At 65.4% G+C, this 16278-nt stretch carries 18 protein-coding genes; 12 read left to right on the top strand and 6 right to left on the bottom strand.

The genetic code is table 11. The features are described 5' to 3' along the window. Positions 1-29 precede the first annotated feature (29 nt). The 4 genes from CZ674_RS10820 (at position 30) to CZ674_RS10805 (ending at position 2876) form a co-directional block, all read left to right on the top strand. Positions 30-344, top strand: a complete 315-nt coding sequence (locus tag CZ674_RS10820) for a DMT family transporter (RefSeq protein WP_086992540.1) — start codon at positions 30-32, stop codon at positions 342-344. Next, a complete protein-coding gene (locus CZ674_RS10815; RefSeq protein ID WP_086992539.1) occupies positions 344-709 on the top strand; it encodes a DMT family transporter in 366 nt (121 codons plus the stop codon). Before CZ674_RS10820 ends, CZ674_RS10815 begins: the two co-directional genes overlap by 1 nt. A gap of 7 nt (positions 710-716) precedes the next feature. After that, positions 717-2489: a DEAD/DEAH box helicase gene (locus CZ674_RS10810; RefSeq protein ID WP_086992538.1), complete on the top strand. Its 1773-nt coding sequence runs from the start codon at positions 717-719 to the stop codon at positions 2487-2489. A gap of 102 nt (positions 2490-2591) precedes the next feature. Beyond that, positions 2592-2876, top strand: a complete 285-nt coding sequence (locus CZ674_RS10805; protein WP_086992537.1) for a DUF1540 domain-containing protein — start codon at positions 2592-2594, stop codon at positions 2874-2876. 27 nt (positions 2877-2903) lie between these two features. On the opposite strand, the gene CZ674_RS14055 is transcribed toward CZ674_RS10805, so the two are convergent. Then, entirely contained in the window at positions 2904-3488 is a 585-nt protein-coding gene (locus CZ674_RS14055; RefSeq protein ID WP_143244722.1) for a hypothetical protein, read from the bottom strand. Between the two features lie 43 nt (positions 3489-3531). Between CZ674_RS14055 and CZ674_RS10795 the strand changes: the two genes are divergently transcribed. From CZ674_RS10795 to CZ674_RS10780, 4 genes are read left to right on the top strand one after another with little or no spacing between them, the layout of a single operon-like run. After that, positions 3532-5046, top strand: a complete 1515-nt coding sequence (locus CZ674_RS10795; RefSeq protein ID WP_234988558.1) for an MmgE/PrpD family protein — start codon at positions 3532-3534, stop codon at positions 5044-5046. Next, complete coding sequence (prpB, locus tag CZ674_RS10790; protein ID WP_086992534.1) at positions 5046-5966, top strand: methylisocitrate lyase; 921 nt, start codon at positions 5046-5048, stop codon at positions 5964-5966. The genes CZ674_RS10795 and prpB overlap by 1 nt, the downstream gene beginning before the upstream one ends. After that, positions 5959-7101, top strand: coding sequence for a M20 family metallopeptidase (locus tag CZ674_RS10785; RefSeq protein WP_086992533.1), 1143 nt, complete (start codon positions 5959-5961; stop codon positions 7099-7101). Before prpB ends, CZ674_RS10785 begins: the two co-directional genes overlap by 8 nt. Beyond that, on the top strand, positions 7098-8183 hold the full coding sequence (locus CZ674_RS10780) for an NADH:flavin oxidoreductase/NADH oxidase (RefSeq protein ID WP_086992532.1): 1086 nt from the start codon (positions 7098-7100) through the stop codon (positions 8181-8183). The genes CZ674_RS10785 and CZ674_RS10780 overlap by 4 nt, the downstream gene beginning before the upstream one ends. On the opposite strand, the gene CZ674_RS10775 is transcribed toward CZ674_RS10780, so the two are convergent. Next, positions 8139-8741 carry an NAD(P)H-dependent oxidoreductase gene (locus CZ674_RS10775; RefSeq protein ID WP_086992531.1) on the bottom strand — a complete coding sequence of 201 codons (603 nt, stop codon included), beginning with the start codon at positions 8739-8741 and terminating at the stop codon, positions 8139-8141. The two genes, CZ674_RS10780 and CZ674_RS10775, sit on opposite strands and share 45 nt — an antisense overlap. Before the next feature lie 97 nt (positions 8742-8838). Between CZ674_RS10775 and CZ674_RS10770 the strand changes: the two genes are divergently transcribed. After that, positions 8839-9402: a TetR/AcrR family transcriptional regulator gene (locus CZ674_RS10770; protein ID WP_200810097.1), complete on the top strand. Its 564-nt coding sequence runs from the start codon at positions 8839-8841 to the stop codon at positions 9400-9402. On the opposite strand, the gene CZ674_RS10765 is transcribed toward CZ674_RS10770, so the two are convergent. Beyond that, complete coding sequence (locus CZ674_RS10765; protein WP_086992529.1) at positions 9395-9778, bottom strand: hypothetical protein; 384 nt, start codon at positions 9776-9778, stop codon at positions 9395-9397. The genes CZ674_RS10770 and CZ674_RS10765 overlap by 8 nt on opposite strands. Positions 9779-9814: 36 nt before the next feature. Here CZ674_RS10765 and CZ674_RS10760 point away from each other — a divergent pair, with 36 nt between their 5' ends. Then, positions 9815-10318, top strand: a complete 504-nt coding sequence (locus CZ674_RS10760) for an SRPBCC family protein (RefSeq protein WP_086992528.1) — start codon at positions 9815-9817, stop codon at positions 10316-10318. Here CZ674_RS10760 and CZ674_RS10755 read toward each other — a convergent pair. Further along, entirely contained in the window at positions 10296-10733 is a 438-nt protein-coding gene (locus tag CZ674_RS10755) for a DoxX family protein (RefSeq protein WP_234988557.1), read from the bottom strand. The genes CZ674_RS10760 and CZ674_RS10755 overlap by 23 nt on opposite strands. A gap of 94 nt (positions 10734-10827) precedes the next feature. On the opposite strand from CZ674_RS10755, the gene serA reads away from it, so the two are divergent. Further along, entirely contained in the window at positions 10828-12429 is a 1602-nt protein-coding gene (serA, locus tag CZ674_RS10750; protein ID WP_086992526.1) for a phosphoglycerate dehydrogenase, read from the top strand. Here the strand turns inward: serA and CZ674_RS14530 are convergent. Further along, a complete protein-coding gene (locus CZ674_RS14530; protein WP_086992525.1) occupies positions 12426-12959 on the bottom strand; it encodes a TetR/AcrR family transcriptional regulator in 534 nt (177 codons plus the stop codon). The two genes, serA and CZ674_RS14530, sit on opposite strands and share 4 nt — an antisense overlap. Positions 12960-13018: 59 nt before the next feature. On the opposite strand from CZ674_RS14530, the gene CZ674_RS10740 reads away from it, so the two are divergent. After that, a complete protein-coding gene (locus CZ674_RS10740) occupies positions 13019-14527 on the top strand; it encodes an MFS transporter (RefSeq protein WP_086992524.1) in 1509 nt (502 codons plus the stop codon). On the opposite strand, the gene poxB is transcribed toward CZ674_RS10740, so the two are convergent. Further along, on the bottom strand, positions 14528-16249 hold the full coding sequence (gene poxB / locus CZ674_RS10735) for a ubiquinone-dependent pyruvate dehydrogenase (protein WP_086992523.1): 1722 nt from the start codon (positions 16247-16249) through the stop codon (positions 14528-14530). It abuts the gene before it with no gap. Between the last annotated feature and the right edge of the window lie 29 nt (positions 16250-16278).

Genomic DNA, 16278 nt, shown 5'->3' with positions numbered 1-16278 from the left:
ACCAGACGACGGCCATTGAGGAATCACTCATGGACTGGATCGTGCTGATCGCAAGCGGACTGCTCGAGGCGGTGTGGGCCATCGCCCTCGGTGCCTCCAAAGGCTTCAAGCGCTGGAAGCCCGTTGTCGTGTTCCTTGCCGCACTCGTGCTGAGCATGGCAGGGCTGGCGTATGCGATGGTGACGATTCCGGTCGGCACCGCGTATGCCGTCTGGGTAGCCATCGGCGTCGTCGCGACGGTTGCTGTCGCTGCAGTGCGCGGCGAAGAGCGCATCACGATCGTGCGGGGCCTGCTGCTTGTGCTGCTCATCGCAGCGGTCGTCGGGCTGAAGGCGGTGTCGTGATGCGTGCCTGGATCATCCTGGTCGGCAGTGCGGTCTTCGAGACCGTCTGGGCGATTGCGCTGTCGGAGTCGAACGGATTCTCGGAGCCGGTTCCGACAGTCGTCTTCGTCGTCGCGGCGGTCATCAGCATGACCGGGCTCGGCATCGCAGCACAGCACATTCCGATCGGCACTGCCTACGGGGTGTGGACGGGCATCGGCGCGGTCGGCACGGTCGTCTACTCGGCGGTCACGGGGCAGGAGCAGCTGTCGTGGTTCGGCTGGCTCTGCCTGGTCGTCATCGTAGGGGCGGTCGTCGGGCTCAAGCTGACGACGCCGGGCAAGGCAGAAGGGGCACCCGTGTCAGACGAAGCCGGTACGCTTTGACGCTGTGATGGAGACAGGTCGAGACGAGGAGCAGCACTACGGCTCCTATGCCGCCGACCAGCTTCCGCCGACGTATCCCGAGCGTGCTGCGTGGGGCACGACGCAGACGCTGCGAGCCTGGCAGCAGGAGGCGCTCGACAAGTACTTCGCGCTTGATCGACGCGACTTTCTGGCGGGTGCGACGCCGGGAGCCGGCAAGACGACCTTTGCGCTGCGGCTCGCATCCGAGCTCATGCGCCGGGGTGTGATCGACCGCATCACGGTCGTTGCGCCGACCGAGCACCTCAAGCGGCAGTGGGCCGATGCTGCGCACAGGGCGAGCATTCGGCTCGACCCTGAGTTTCGCAATGGCGACGGCGACTATCCGAGGCAGTTCCACGGTGTCGTCGTCACCTATGCGCAGGTTGCTGCCAGGCCCCCTGTGCACCGGCGCATCACCGACTCGGGCAGGTCGCTCGTCATCCTCGATGAGGTGCACCACGGCGGCGATGCCCTCAGCTGGGGCGACGGTGTGCGCGAGGCCTTCACCACAGCTACCCGCAGACTCTCGCTCACCGGAACCCCGTTCAGATCAGACGATGCGCCCATCCCGTTCGTGCACTACCAGCCCGATGCAGACGGCGCCCGCTATTCGGTGACCGACTATGACTACGGCTATGGGCGTGCGCTGAAAGACGGTGTCGTCAGGCCCGTCATCTTCCTGTCGTATGCGGGCACGATGCAGTGGCGCACCGCCCAGGGCGACGAGATGAAGGCGACGCTCGGGCATGAGGATGCGAAAGACATCACGTCGGCTGCGTGGCGCACGGCGCTCGACCCGGGTGGCGAGTGGATTCAGCAGGTGCTGCGCAGCGCCAATGTGCGGCTGACGCATGTGCGGCAGCAGGTGCCCGATGCGGGCGGGCTCGTGATCGCGACCGACCAGGCGCAGGCCAGGCAGTATGCGGCGATTCTCGAGCAGATCTCTGGCGAGAAGGCCACGGTAGTGCTCAGCGACGACGACGGTGCGTCAGATCGCATCGAGGCGTTCTCTGAGGGAACCCAGCGATGGATGGTCGCGGTGCGCATGGTGTCAGAGGGTGTCGACGTGCCGCGGCTGTCGGTGGGGGTGTATGCCACCAGCAGCGCGACGCCGCTGTTCTTCGCGCAGGTGATCGGCCGGTTCGTGCGAGCTCGCAGGCGCGGTGAGGTTGCGACGGTGTTCCTGCCGTCGGTGCCGGTGCTGCAGCAGCTTGCGGCCGAGCTTGAGAAGCAGCGCGACCACGCGCTCGACCGAGACCGCGATGACGACGGGCTGCTCGACGACGACCTGATGGCCCAAGCAGAGAAGCCCGATGCCGAAGACCGTGAGGCGGCGCCCTTCGTCTGGGAGCCCATGTCGTCGACGGCGACGTTCGAGAAGGCGATGTTCGGCGATCTCGAGTTCGGCGAGCTGGTCGAGCCGCAGTCAGAGGAGGAGCTCGACTTCATCGGGCTGCCGGGCCTGCTCGAGCCCGAAGAGGTCAGCGACCTGCTGAAGCGGCGCCACCAGCGGCAGTCGGCGAGGCTGCGCTCGCGGCCCCAGCCACCTGCAGACGACATGAAGCCGCTGTACCGCAGCATGAAAGAGGAGCGGCAGCTGCTCAACTCGCTCGTCTCGATCGTTGCGAGGCAGCGGTCGTCGACGCATGCGATCGTGCACGCAGAGGCTCGCAGGGCCTGTGGCGGGCCCGAAGTGCGACGTGCGTCGACGCAGCAGCTGCGCGATCGCGTGCAGTATCTGCGGCGTCAGGTTAGGTGAAGCAACCCTCGCCAAGGCGAGCCTCTCCTTGCTGGACGAGCGCGAAAGTGCCGGTCAGACTGTGGTGAAGGCGCAGATGCGCCGCCAGGATTGGAGACCGGGATGTCGATCACAGAACTGCCCAGAGTCAGCAGCTGTTCGGTTGCCTCATGCGGCTACAACCACGACGGATGCCGTGCGCCGGCGATCAACATCGACGAGAACGACAGCTGCACGACGTTCATGGCGCTTGACGAAGACGGCGGGCTGCCGCGAGTCGTCGCTGCCGTCGGTGCGTGCCAGCGCACGGACTGCGCATTCAACGGTGCCGGAATCTGCGGTGCCGCGTCGGTGCGCATCTCAGGCGGTCGCACGACTGCCCACTGCGAGACGTACCGGGCTGCGTAAGCCCAGCTGCTCAGCGGTTCAGACTGCTCAGTCGCGAGTTGCCGAGACCAGGATCAGGTCGTCGGGCTGAATCTCGATGCCGGCTGCCGTCGAGAGCGCGTCGAGGTCGTCGTAGTTCGATGCCGGGTGCCACGAGAGGCTGCCCTGGAAGCCGTCGTCAGTCGTGAAGGTCGTCTGGGTTCCGCCGTCGGAGACCTGGAGGCCGTTGGAGCGAGCGGCTTCGACGATCGTCTCGGCGTCGACTCCGCGGAGCACTGCGAGCGATGCCAGGTTGCCGACGACTGCGTCGCTGCCGTCCTGCGAGATCGACAGGCGGCCGCTCACGGTGCACTCGGGTGCGAACATGGCTGGGATGAACTCGGGCACGAAGGTGTTCGAGACCTCGTCGAGGGTCGTGTCGACGCCTGAGACACCCAGGAGCGGCTCGACGAATGCGGGGTCGCACTGCCCCTCGGGCAGGGTGGTGTCTGGAGCCTCGCTCGACTCGACCGGTGAGGGATTCGGGGCCGTGACGTCGGGCTGATCGTCACCCGCGCATCCGACTGCCGTGAACGAGAGGGCTGCGGCTGCGGCAAGGGACGCGAGGATGCGGGTTCTGATCGGTTTCTGCACGCGACAATCCTATGGGCCGAGACTTGTCGGTAGGCTCGGAGACGTGCAGAACCATGAAGTTCGCGCCCACAAGAGCGCCGAGAACCTAGCCCGTGAAGACCAGCTCGCATGGAAGATCGCCCAGGTGGCCATCGATCCTGTCGAGGTAGACGCCGACGTCGTCGAGATGATCGGCAACCGCATCATCGACAACGCGTCGGTCGCCATCGCCTCGCTCGAGCGTGCGCCGATTGTCGCAGCTCGCGACCAGGCACTGACGCATGTCGCCCCCTCTGGCGGTGCTGGCGCATCCGTCTTCGGTGTCGACACGCTTGCGAGCCCTGAGTGGGCTGCATGGGCGAACGGCGTCGCGGTGCGAGAGCTCGACTTCCACGACACGTTCCTTGCGGCTGACTACTCGCACCCCGGCGACAACATTCCGCCGATCCTCGCGGTTGCGCAGCACACGGGCCAAGACGGCTGTGCGCTCGTTCGCGGCCTCGCCACCGGCTACGAGATCCAGGTCGACCTCGTGCGTACGATCTGCCTGCACGAGCACAAGATCGACCACGTCGCGCACCTCGGCCCGTCGGCTGCTGCCGGCATCGGCACCATGCTCGGACTCGATGCAGAGACCGTGTTTCAGGCAGTCGGCCAGGCCCTGCACACCACGACGGCCACGAGGCAGTCGCGCAAGGGCGAGATCTCGACCTGGAAGGCGCACGCGCCTGCGTTTGCCGGCAAGCTTGCGGTCGAAGCTGTTGACCGCTCGATGCGCGGCCAGACGAGCCCAGTGCCGATCTACGAGGGCGAAGACGGCTTCATCGCGTGGCTGCTCGGCGGCTGGGAGGCGCGCTACTCGGTCCCGCTGCCTGCTGCAGGCGAGTCGAAGCGTGGCATTCTCGACACCTATACGAAGGAGCACTCCGCTGAGTATCAGGCGCAAGCCTGGATCGACCTGGCACGTGCGCTCGGTGCTGAGCGCCCCGATGTTCGAGACCCCGAGAAGGTCGCCTCGATCGTGCTCGAGACCAGCCACCACACGCACTATGTCATCGGATCGGGCGCCAACGACCCTCAGAAGTACGACCCGACTGCGAGTCGCGAGACGCTCGACCACTCGATCCCGTACATCGTCGCCGTTGCGCTGCAGGATGGCGGATGGCACCACGTCGACTCATACGCTCCCGAGCGGGCTGGCAGGGCAGACACCGTGGCGCTCTGGAACATGATCACGACGGTCGAAGACCCGATCTGGACTGAGCGCTACCACGATCCAGACCCCGACAAGAAGGCGTTCGGCGGCAAGATGGTCGTCACGATGGCTGACGGCGAGCGCATCGAGCGCGAGATCTTCGTGGCGGATGCGCACCCGGCCGGAGCGCGTCCGTTCGCTCGCGAGCAGTACGTGAACAAGCTGCGCACACTCGCGGCGGGCATCGTCGACGATGCCGAGCTCGACAGGTTCCTCGGGCTGGTCGACCGACTGCCGGAGCTCTCGGCCGACGAGGTGCGTCAGCTGAATGTGCAGGCGCCTGCAGGGTCGCTCACGCTCGACTCGACGCAGGGACTCTTCTAGTGCTGTCGTCGCAGGTCGATGCTCGCGCCAAGCGCCAGGCGTTTCGTGCGGGGCTCGAGTCGGGCAGGCTACAGCGGTTTCCGGGGGCGTTCACGCCGCTGACGGCGCCGCTGATTCAAGAGCTCGGCTTTGAGGGTGCCTACATCTCGGGGGCCGTCATGGCTGCCGAGCTGGGGCTGCCCGACATCGGCCTGACGACGCTCACCGAAGTCGTGCAGCGAGGCCACCAGATCTCGCGCATGACCGATCTGCCGACGCTCATCGATGCCGACACAGGCTTTGGCGAGCCCATGAACGTTGCCCGCACGGTGCACGAGCTCGAAGATGCGGGTGTTGCCGGGCTGCACATCGAAGACCAGGTCAACCCCAAGCGGTGCGGCCACCTCGATGGCAAGGAGGTCGTCTCGGCAGATGTCGCTGCGCAGCGCATTGCGGCGGCAGTGAAGGCCAGGCGCGATCCGGGTCTCGTCATCATGGCGCGGACGGATGTGCGCGGCACTGTGCCGGGCGAGCAGGGGCTGTCGCTTGCGGTCGATCGGGCGAAGGCCCTCGAGGCTGTCGGGGCAGATGCGATCTTTCCTGAGGCGATGCAGTCGCTGGCCGAGTTCGAGGCGATCAGAGCAGCGGTCAAGGTGCCGATCCTTGCGAACATGACCGAGTTCGGCAAGAGCAGGCTGTTCACCCACGAAGAGCTCGAGGGTGTCGGTGTCAACCTCGTCATCCACCCCGTCTCGCTGCTGCGCATTGCGATGGGTGCGATCGAGCGCGGCCTAGTCGACCTGCGCGACTCGGGCACGCTCGACGGCCAGCTGGATGGCATGCAGACGCGTGCACGGCTCTACGAGCTCAACGACTATGCGAGCTACAGCGCGTTCGACCAGACGCTGTTCGACTTCGAGGTGCCGGGCACGCATGAGTGAGATGCGCGCCCTCGCAGAGGCAGCGCGCGATGAGATGGTCGCAGACCTCACTCGCTATATCGAGGTCGAGACGCCGTCTGACGACAAGCAGGCGCTTGCGGCCGGGCTCGCCTGGGTTCGCTCGTACATCGCGGGGGCATTGGGTGTTCCGGCTGCTGAGCGCATCGTCGATGGCGGTGAGCGTGGCGGCATCGCCATCGTCGACTACGACGGAACTTCCGGCTCGACGGGCAGTGTCGTCATCCTGTGCCACTACGACACCGTGTGGTCGCTCGGCACGCTCGCCGACTGGCCTGTGGCTGTCGATGGCGACCGACTGACCGGTCCTGGGGCATTCGACATGAAAGCCGGCCTCGTGCAGGCCGTCTGGGCGATTCGGTTCGCACGCGAGCGCGCTCTGCCGCTGCCGCGCATCCGCTTTGTGCTGAACGGAGACGAAGAGATCGGCTCGCCCGCGTCGCGTCCGGTGATCGAAGCGGCTGCTGCCGGCTTCGATGCTGCGCTCGTGTTCGAGGCGAGTGCCGAAGGTCGCATCAAGACGGAGCGCAAGGGTGTGGGCATCTTCGACATCGTCGTGCACGGTGTCGAGGGGCATGCGGGGCTAGACCCCGACAAGGGTGTCAGTGCGATCGACGAGATGGCCAGGCTGATTCTGCAGGTGCACGGGGCGGCAGATCTTGCTGCCGGCACGACGCTCAACGTCGGCACGGTTGCGGGCGGCACACGGCAGAACGTCAAGGCCGCCCGTGCTGACGCGCGTGTGGATGTGCGGGTGGCGAGCCAGGCAGAGATGGATCGCGTCGATGCGCTGTTTGCGGGTCTCGCCGCGCATGACTCGCAGGCGCGGGTCGAGGTGTCGGGGGAGTGGAATCGCCCTGTCATGCAGCGCTCGGAAGCGACTGCGCGGCTCTTTGCGCTTGCGCAGCAGGCGGCGGCACAGATCGGCATCGAGGTCGACGAGATCTCGGTTGGCGGGGCAAGCGATGGCAATTTTGTGGCGGCGATGGGCATTCCGGTGCTCGACGGACTCGGTGCTGTCGGCGACGGAGCCCACGCTCGGCACGAGTGGGTCAGCATCGATGGAATAGTCGAGCGGTCGGCCCTTGTTGCCCACCTCATGGAGAAACTCGCATGAGCCGTCTGTTCACGCCGATTCGCATCGGCAGTGTCGAAATCCGCAACCGAGTCTGGGTGGCGCCGATGTGCCAGTACTCCTGTGAAGAGCAGGATGGCGTGCCGGGCGACTGGCACCGCGAGCACCTGACGTCGTTTGCACGCGGAGGTGCGGGTCTCGTGATCACCGAGGCTGCGGCGGTCTCGCCTGAGGGGCGAATCTCGCCGCAGGATGCTGGCATCTGGAACGATGCGCAGGCTGACGCATGGGCGCCCATCACTGAGCGCATTCGAGTGCACGGTGCGGTGCCGGGCATCCAGCTGGCACACGCGGGTCGCAAGGCGAGCAACTACCGGCCCTGGGCGCCAGAGCGCGGCACGGTGCCGGTCTCGGAAGGCGGCTGGCAGATGCTCGGCCCCACCGATGAGGCGTTTGAGGGCTTTGATGCGCCTCGTGCCATGACGGGCTCAGAGGTCGAGCAGGTTGTCGCAGACTTTGCAGCTGCTGCTTCGAGGGCTGTTGCAGCCGGCTTTGCGGTGCTCGAGCTGCATGCGGCTCACGGCTACCTGCTGCACCAGTTTCTGTCGCCGCTGTCGAATACGCGCAGCGACCAGTGGGGTGAGCGCACACTGCTGCTGCAGCGTGTGACCGAAGCTGTTCGTGCAGCTGCCCCGGAGGCCGGCCTCATGGTGCGCTTCTCAGCAAGCGACTGGATCGACGGCGGAGTCACGCCCGAGATGACTGCTGAGTTCGCACGGGTCGCCTCAGCTGCAGGTGCTGACTTCTTCGACATCTCGTCGGGTGGTCTCGATGCTCGGCAGAAGATTGCGACGGGCCCCGGCTATCAGCTGCCCTTCGCACGTGCTGTGCGGGAGCAGGCGGATGTGCCGGTTGCCGCAGTCGGTCTGATCACCGACCCAGCGCAGGCAGAGCAGGTGCTCGCTCATGGCGATGCAGATGCTGTGCTGATCGGACGAGAGCTGCTGCGCAACCCGCACTGGCCGCTGTTTGCAGAAGCTGAGCTCGATGGTGCTCCTGACGGCTCAGTGGGTTCAGGCTCAGTCTGGCCTGCTCAGTACACTCGCGGGCGTCGCGTCAGCTGAGCGGCGGCTGTCGGCGACGGCATCGGCGGCAGCGGTCTGCAGCCACTGCTGGCGCTGTTCGGCAGTCGACGTGCGGACGGGACCGAATCTGCGCATCCGCACAGGCTTGATGCCGCAGAGCTCGAGTGTGCCTGCGCGAAGCTGAGTCAGGCGGGTGTCGGGCAGCAGCGGGGCGAGCCACGGGGGAGTGTCTGAGGTTGCGATGATGCGACCTGTTCGCCCCTTCAAGAGGCCCTCTGGCAGCTGCCCCTTGTAGCGGTAGTCCTCCTGCGGCAGCAGGGCGCGGTCGAGAAAGCCCTTGAGCAGCGCTGGCACTGAACGCCACCACACCGGTGTTGCGATGACGATGTGGTCGGCGTCGCGAATGGCCTGGCGGGCGTCTGCGAGGTCAGGCTCGATCTGCATGCGCTTGGTGTAGCCGTAGCGCATGTGCACGTCGAATTCGAGGTCACGAAGTGCGAGCAGCCGTGCATCGTCGTGGGCGGATGCGTATGCGGCGGCGAGTGCGGAGATGAGGGAGTCGGGGTTCGGGTGAGCGTCGATGACGAGGGCAGACATCGGGGGTCCAATCAGTTGTGGAGTGATCTTGCGGTGGCGGTTATCTTGGCAGTGTCAACTATCTTGACAGTGCCAAGCATGACGTAGGGTGTGACACGTGTCAAGATCCAATTCCGGCTACCATCACGGCAACCTCGCCGAGTCGCTCGAGCGTGCGGCAATGGAACTGCTCGAGACGCATTCGGCAGCGGATCTGAGCCTGCGTGAGGTGGCTAGGACGGCGGGCGTCAGCCACAATGCGCCGTACCATCACTTCTCGGGCAAGAACGATCTGCTCAAGACGCTTGCGGAGCGCAGCATGGCTGAGCTCGTCGCGTCGCAGCGTCGCTCGCTCGAAGGCGTCGACCCGAATGAGCACCTGCGGTCGATGCTTGCCGACTATGTGCGCTTTGCTGTCGCCAGGCCGCATCTGTTTGCGGCGATCTATGATCCGACGATCTGTGTTCCGGGTCAGCCGACACCGGCGATGGCTGTGCTCATTGCCGAGGAGGAGCAGCTGCTCTCAGACACGGCGCGCGATGCTCGGCCCGAGTTGCCCGACACTCGGGCGTTCGCTGCTGCAGCGTGGGGTCTCGCCCACGGACTTGCCCAGCTGGCGCAGGTGGGTCATCTGCCGCAGCAGGCAGTGGATGCGGCGATCGACGCGTTTGTCGTCAGATGATTGCGATGAGAATCAAAGCGCCGATGACCACCTGGACCACAGCGCGAACCCGCACTGCGACCCGGGAGGCTTCGGCGTCATCCGTCTTCTGCGCGACGCCAGTCGTGATCATGAACAGTGCGATCAGCAGTGCGATGAGCACGATGCCGGCGATGAACCTCGGCAGCCACCAGGGGAGCAGCAGCGCCAGGCCGGCGAGCATGGCGATGATCGCGACTGCGAGCACGATCGAGCGTGCAGCCTTCGGCATGACGCGCTTCACGGCTGACACAGCCGCCTCTCGCTGAGCGGGAAGGAACAGCGACGAGCCGACGAAGAGAAAGTACAGCGCAAGCAGCGCACGAAGAGCCCACTGGGCGATGACGAAGATTTCCATTGCGTGTTCAATTCTGCCCTACGTAAGCTCGGGGGCATGCGCAGCAGCATTCACATCACCCAGGCCGTCGAGATCGAAGCCGATGTCACAGCAGTGTGGGAGGCGTTTCAGAACACGCCCCATGACTGGTGGGGGCATCCGTACTCCCTGCTCGACGGCGAAGGCACGCTCGAGTTTCCGACCGAGGCTGGCGCCGCTGTTGTCGAGCGACTCGGCGAAGCGACGGCGCTGTGGGGTGTCGTCTCGCAGTGCACGCCCGGCAGCGTATACGGCTGGATCGGCCAGATGGGCATGGGTGCGGCATCGCACGGCGAGGTCGTGTACTCGTTCGAAGCCAGCGAGACCGGCACGCTCGTCACCGTGCAGCACGACTTCACGCTGGCATGGGGCGACGCGGTCGCGATGCGCGAGTCATACGACTTCGGCTGGGCAGACCTGAACGAACGGCTGAAGCGCTATGTCGAGTCGGGCGAGCGCTACGGATTCGATGACCGCAACGAGTCGCCGGCGTTCAAGTTCACGCCGTCAGCGGCAGGCTAGCGGCCACCACGAGAGCGACCAACACGATCTGCCCGATCAGCCTGGGCAGGTGTGGCACGGCGAGCGTGCCGAACTTCTCGGGCCGCGTCGCAGCGTAGGCGTTCGCCGGAAACACTGCGATCAACAGCAGCACGAGACCGATGCCAGCTGCGATACGCACCCAGTCCCACGGCATGAGCAGCCCGATGCCGCCGGCGATCTCGGCGAGCCCCGAGATGACGACGAGTCCATGTGGATGCAGCGGCGGCTTCATGCGCAGCCTGGGCGGAATCATCGCCTGCATCGTGCGGCGACCCTTCGGCAGGAAGTGCAGGATTCCCATGCCGATGAAGGCTGCGGCCAGTGCCACACGAAGGGCGAGCTGGGCGATCTCGAGTGCTGACATTGCGGCGAGGCCCCACTCTTTCGGTGTCACAATTCGAAACCCGCGCGGTGACGGGGTTTAGCATGGAGTCTGGCACATCGTCGTGCGCTTGCCCCACCCGCTGAAATTCAAGAGGAGACCGCACGTGTCGAACCCCGCAAAGCCCGTTGTGCTGATCGCCGAGAAGCTGTCTGACGCCACCGTCGACGCGCTCGGTCCCGACTTCGAGGTGCGTCACGTCGACGGCACTGACCGCGAGGCCCTGTTTGCCGCGCTTGCCGATGCGAGTGCGATTCTCGTGCGCAGTGCGACCCATGTCGATGCAGAGGCGATCTCGCACGCACCGAACCTGAAGGTCATCGCTCGTGCAGGCGTCGGCCTCGACAACGTCGAGATTCCGGCAGCGACTGCGGCGGGCGTCATGGTCGTGAATGCTCCGACCTCGAACATCATCTCGGCAGCCGAGCTTGCGATCACGCACCTGCTCTCGCTCGCACGCCACCTGCCGGCGGCCAACCAGTCGCTCAAGGCAGGGGAGTGGAAGCGCAGCCAGTACACCGGTGTCGAGCTCTACGAGAAGACGGTCGGCATCGTCGGCCTCGGTCGCATCGGCGTGCTCGTCGCTGAGCGACTCGCCCCCTTCGGCGTCAAGCTGATCGCCTACGACCCCTATGTCAGCCCCGCGCGCGCTGCCCAGCTGGGTGTCGAGCTGCGCGAGCTCAACGACCTCATGGCAGAGGCAGACTTCGTCACAATCCACATTCCTCGCACGCCCGAGACCACGGGTCTCATCGGCGAGGAGCAGTTCGCTGCAGCGAAGCCGAACCTGCGCATCGTCAACGCGTCGCGTGGTGGCATCATCGACGAGGCCGCTCTCGCAGCGGCTGTCTCGAGTGGCCAGATCGCAGGCGCCGGCCTCGACGTGTTCGTGCAGGAGCCCCCGGCAGACACCTCGCTGACCGGCATCGACGGCATTCAGGTGACGCCGCACCTGGGGGCTTCGACAGCTGAGGCCCAGGAGAAGGCGGGCGTCGCGGTCGCCAAGTCGGTGCGCCTCGCACTCGCGGGCGACCTTGTTCCGGATGCGGTGAACGTCGCAGGCGGCATCATCGACGAGTACGTGCGCCCGGGCATCCCTCTCGCTGAGAAGCTGGGGCAGTTCCTCTCGGGTCTCGTCGACGGCCCAGTCGAGGCGATCGACGTCGAGGTGCACGGCGAGCTCGCCGACTACGACGTCAAGGTGCTTCGCCTTGCAGTGCTGAAGGGGTACTTTGCTCGCATCGTGAGTGAGCAGGTCACGTTCGTCAACGCTCCAGTTATCGCGGAGGGCCGTGGCATCACGAGCGAACTGCGCACCGATTCGGTCTCAGAAGAGTTCCGCAATGAGGTCACGGTCATCGCCGCGGCCAGCGACGGCAAGCGCTTCTCGGTGTCGGGCACGCTCACGGGCCCCAAGCAGGTGCAGAAGCTCACTGCAATCGGCGGTCAGTCGATCGAGCTGCCGCTTGAGCGCCACCACGTCGTGCTCGAGTACGAGGACCGCCCTGGCATCGTCGCCCTCTACGGCATCGAGCTGGGTGAAGCAGGCGTCAACATCGGCCAGATGCAGATCGGCCGCACGCAAGCAGGTGGCAGTGCGACGTCGGTGCTGACGGTTGACGCAGCGGTTCCGGATGCGGTGCTCGCCTCGATCGGCGACAAGATCGGTGATGCGCGCATCCGCCAGATCGAGATCGTCGAACTCTAGCCTTCGGCTGACTGGCTGCGAAGGCGGTCGACGAGGCGCAGGATCGATTCGAGATCGCCTGCCTCGTCGCTGCTTTCGATGCCGACCCCGGCTCGCTGGTAGAACGAGTCGCTGAGTCTCACGACGAGCAGTGCGATCGAGCGATCGCCGAGCAGTTCGGTGAAGAGGGTGAGGATTCGGTCGTCGGCGTCGCTCAGAGCACTTCGTGCGACTTCGTAGTCATCGAGCAGTGCGAGGCCGCCCAGTGCGACGAACGTGCGGTCAATGGGCTCGGCAAGCGTGATCGACTCTTCGAGGTACTGTCTCGCGGGGTCTTCGGATGCGCGCAGACGCTGCGTCTCGACGTGCGAGAACTCTTCGATGCGCTCTGCGAGGCCGCGGGCGAGGGCCTGCTTCGAGTCGAAGTGATAGAGCAGGCCCCCCTTTGAGACGCCGGCTGCCTTCGCCACTGCCGAGAGGGTCGCTGACCTCTCGCCCTGATCGATGATCAGCGTCTCGAACGAGTCGAGGATCTGGTCTCTTGTGCTCATGCGACTATGCTACTGTACCGTCTGGACGGTATGCAATTCATGCACAGAAGGAGGCAACCATGCTGGCAAGCGTTCGACAGGGGGCTCCTGCTCGCAAGTGGTTTGCCCTTGCTGTGCTCATGCTTCCGGTGCTGCTGGTCTCGATCGACAACACGGCACTGAATTTTGCGATCCCCGACATCGCCAAGGAGCTGCAGCCTTCAGCGGCACAGCAGCTCTGGATCATCGACGCCTACCCGCTTGTGCTCGCGGGGCTGCTTGTCGCTGCAGGTTCGCTCGGTGACCGCATCGGCCGTCGCAAGCTGTTGCTGATCGGTGCAACCGGGTTCGCTGTCGTCTCGGTCATCGCCGCATTCTCGCCCACCGCTGAAGTGCTGATCGCCATGCGTGCGCTGCTCGGCCTCTTCGGTGCGACGCTCATGCCGTCGACGCTGTCGCTGCTGCGCACGATCTTCGAAGACCGCTCGCAGCGCAGACTCGCGATTGCTGTCTGGGCGACCGGATTCTCGGTCGGCTCTGCCATCGGCCCGGTTGTCGGCGGGCTGCTGCTCACGCACTTCCACTGGGGCTCGATCTTTCTGATTGCGGTGCCCATCCTGATTCCGCTGGTGGTGCTGGCGCCGTTCCTGATCGACGAGTCGCGCGACCCGAACACGGGGCCGATCGACCTCATCGGTGTCGCATCGTCGATGATCGCGCTCGGCGGGCTTGCGAGTGGCATCAAGCGCCTCGCGACGCACGGCTTCGAGCCGTTTGCGATCATCATGCTCGTCGTCGCGGTCGCTGCCGGCTGGCTGTTCGTGCGCCGGATGCGCCGGTCGTCGAACCCCATGCTCGACATCGGCCTGCTGCGAAACCCCGAGTTCTCGGGTGCGCTCTCGATCAATCTGCTGAGCGTCGTCGCGCTCACGGGCTTCCTCTACTGGGTCACGCAGCACCTGCAGCTTGTCACGGGCCTCACGGTCTTCGAGTCGGCGATCGTGCTGGTGCCCGGTGTTCTGGCGATTGTGTTCTCGGGCCTGCTCGTGGTGCAGGTCGTCAAGCACTGGAGTCCGGGCTGGGTCGTGGCCGGTGGCCTCACCATCTCGACGTCGGCGTATGTGCTGATGTTCTTTGCGGGCAACGACCCTGAGGTGTGGACGATCGCGCTGCTGTTCGGCCTGCTCGGCATCGGCATCGGAGCAGCTGAGACCCTCTCGAACGACCTGGTCATCTCGTCGGTGCCGCCTGCGAAGGCGGGTGCCGCATCCGCTGTCTCTGAGACTGCCTACGAGTTCGGTGCGGTGCTCGGCACGACGCTGCTCGGGGGCCTGCTCACTGCGGCGTATCGCGGTTCGCTGCAGGTGCCTGCAGGCGTCGACAAAGCGCACGCGGATGCGGCGATGGAGACGCTCGGAGGCGCGGTGCAGTCAGCACGCGATCTCGGAGGAGCTGCAGGTGATGCACTGCTCACTGCTGCTCAGCACGCGTTCGATCAGGGTGCGACTGTGATGAGCGCAGCGGGTGCTGTGCTCATGGTCACGGCCGTGCTCGTTGCGGTGTTCACCCTTCGCAATGCGAAGGCCTAGTCAGAGGATCTGCCTGACATTCGCCTTTGCGAGGTCGATGAGGTCGGTGCCCTTGCCGCTGAGCACAGTGCGGATCGCATAGAGCGAGAAGCCCTTCACCTGCTCTGCGGTGATGGCAGGCGGCATCGAGAGCTCCTGGCGTTCGGTGACGACGTCGAGCAGAGCGGGGCCGTCGTGGGCGAGGAACTCGTCGACAGCGGCTGGCAGGTCGCTGCTTGCGGTCACGTGCCTGCCCCAGATGCCCATCGCTTCGGCGATCTTTGCGAAGTCGGGGTTGTCGAGCTCGGTTGCGAATGTCACGAAGCCGGCTGCCTTCATCTCGAGCTCGATGAAGTTGAGCGACGAGTTGTTGTAGACGACGACCTTGACGGGCAGCTTCTCCTGCTTGAGGGTGAGCAGCTCGCCCATCAGCATCGAGAGTCCGCCGTCTCCGGAGAGTGAGATCACCTGACGCTCGGGGAACGCCGCCTGCGTGCCGATGCCCATTGGCAGACCGTTGGCCATCGAGCCGTGGGTGAACGAGCCGATGATGCGGCGGTCGCGCGTCGCATTGATGTATCGCGCCGCGTAGACGACGGGCGAGCCGACGTCGGGAATGAACACAGCGTCTTCGTCGGCGCGCTCGTCGATGAGACGGGTCAGGTACTGCGGATGGATGGGCTCCTTGGGCTTCGAAGGTGTCGCCAGGTCGTCGAGGCGCTTGCGGGTCTTGACGTAGTTGTCGACCATGGACTTCAGGTGCTTCGACGACTTCGCCAGTGTCAGCAGGCTCGTGAGTTCGACCAGCGTCTCTTTGGCAGTGCCGACGAGCGGGTGGTCGATCTTGAGGCGCTTGCCGATCTGAGAGCCGCGGCGGTCGATCTGGATGATCGTGGCGTCCTCCGGGTAGAACTGCCGGTAGGGCAGGTCGGTGCCGACCATCAGCAGGGTGTCGGCGTCGCGGAGTGCGTGATAGCCGGATGCGAACCCGAGCAGGCCGGTCATGCCGACGTCGTAGGGGTTGTCGTATTCGACGTGTTCTTTGCCGCGCATGGAGTGCACGATCGGAGCCTGCAGCACCTCGGCGACGGCGAGCAGCTCGTCGTGTGCACCGGCTGCGCCAGCGCCTGCGAGAATCGTGATGCGCTTCGACTTGTTGAGCGCATCCGCGGCGCTCCTGAGCTCGTCGACGGACGGAAGGATGCGCGGGCTCGTAGCGCGAATTGGCTCGATCGGTGCGTTCTTCATCTCGGCGAGGAACGTGTCGGCGCTGACGACGAGCACTGCGACGCCGCGCTCTTCGACGGCTGCGCGCATTGCGATCGTGAGCATGCGCGGCATCTGGCTGATGTCAGAGACGTGCTCGACGAAGACGCTGCATTCGCGGAAGAGATCCTGGGGGTGGGTCTCCTGGAAGTAGCCGGTGCCGATCTCGTCGCTCGGGATGTGTGCTGCGATTGCCAGCACGGGCACACGGGAGCGCTGTGCGTCGTACAGGCCATTGATGAGGTGCAGGTTGCCGGGGCCGCAGCTGCCAGCGCAGACAGCGAGTTCACCGGTCATCTCGGCTTCTGCTGCCGCTGCGAAAGCGGCTGACTCCTCGTGACGAACGTGCATCCAGTCGATGTCGGATGTGCGGAGGGCGTCTGTGAACCCGTTGAGTGAGTCGCCAGTGATTCCGTACACGCGCTGTACGCCGCTGGCTTCGAGGGTGGAGACCATGTGTTCTGCAACGGTGGGCATAGTTCCTCACTAGAGTTGGTACCAGGATT

The organism is Agrococcus casei LMG 22410 (assembly GCF_900163565.1).
Taxonomy (GTDB): domain Bacteria; phylum Actinomycetota; class Actinomycetes; order Actinomycetales; family Microbacteriaceae; genus Agrococcus; species Agrococcus casei.
This window is presented reverse-complemented; position numbering and strand designations above follow the sequence as displayed.

Bases quoted from the DNA above. Each gene is read 5' to 3' on its own strand.
- CZ674_RS10820 (WP_086992540.1), top strand. From the start codon at position 30: ATGGACTGGATCGTGCTGATCGCAAGCGGACTGCTCGAGGCGGTGTGG.
- CZ674_RS10815 (WP_086992539.1), top strand. From the start codon at position 344: ATGCGTGCCTGGATCATCCTGGTCGGCAGTGCGGTCTTCGAGACCGTC.
- CZ674_RS10810 (WP_086992538.1), top strand. From the start codon at position 717: ATGGAGACAGGTCGAGACGAGGAGCAGCACTACGGCTCCTATGCCGCC.
- CZ674_RS10805 (WP_086992537.1), top strand. From the start codon at position 2,592: ATGTCGATCACAGAACTGCCCAGAGTCAGCAGCTGTTCGGTTGCCTCA.
- CZ674_RS10785 (WP_086992533.1), top strand. From the start codon at position 5,959: ATGAGTGAGATGCGCGCCCTCGCAGAGGCAGCGCGCGATGAGATGGTC.
- CZ674_RS10780 (WP_086992532.1), top strand. From the start codon at position 7,098: ATGAGCCGTCTGTTCACGCCGATTCGCATCGGCAGTGTCGAAATCCGC.
- CZ674_RS10775 (WP_086992531.1), bottom strand. From the start codon at position 8,741: ATGTCTGCCCTCGTCATCGACGCTCACCCGAACCCCGACTCCCTCATC.
- CZ674_RS10765 (WP_086992529.1), bottom strand. From the start codon at position 9,778: ATGGAAATCTTCGTCATCGCCCAGTGGGCTCTTCGTGCGCTGCTTGCG.
- CZ674_RS10760 (WP_086992528.1), top strand. From the start codon at position 9,815: ATGCGCAGCAGCATTCACATCACCCAGGCCGTCGAGATCGAAGCCGAT.
- CZ674_RS14530 (WP_086992525.1), bottom strand. From the start codon at position 12,959: ATGAGCACAAGAGACCAGATCCTCGACTCGTTCGAGACGCTGATCATC.
- CZ674_RS10740 (WP_086992524.1), top strand. From the start codon at position 13,019: ATGCTGGCAAGCGTTCGACAGGGGGCTCCTGCTCGCAAGTGGTTTGCC.
- poxB (WP_086992523.1), bottom strand. From the start codon at position 16,249: ATGCCCACCGTTGCAGAACACATGGTCTCCACCCTCGAAGCCAGCGGC.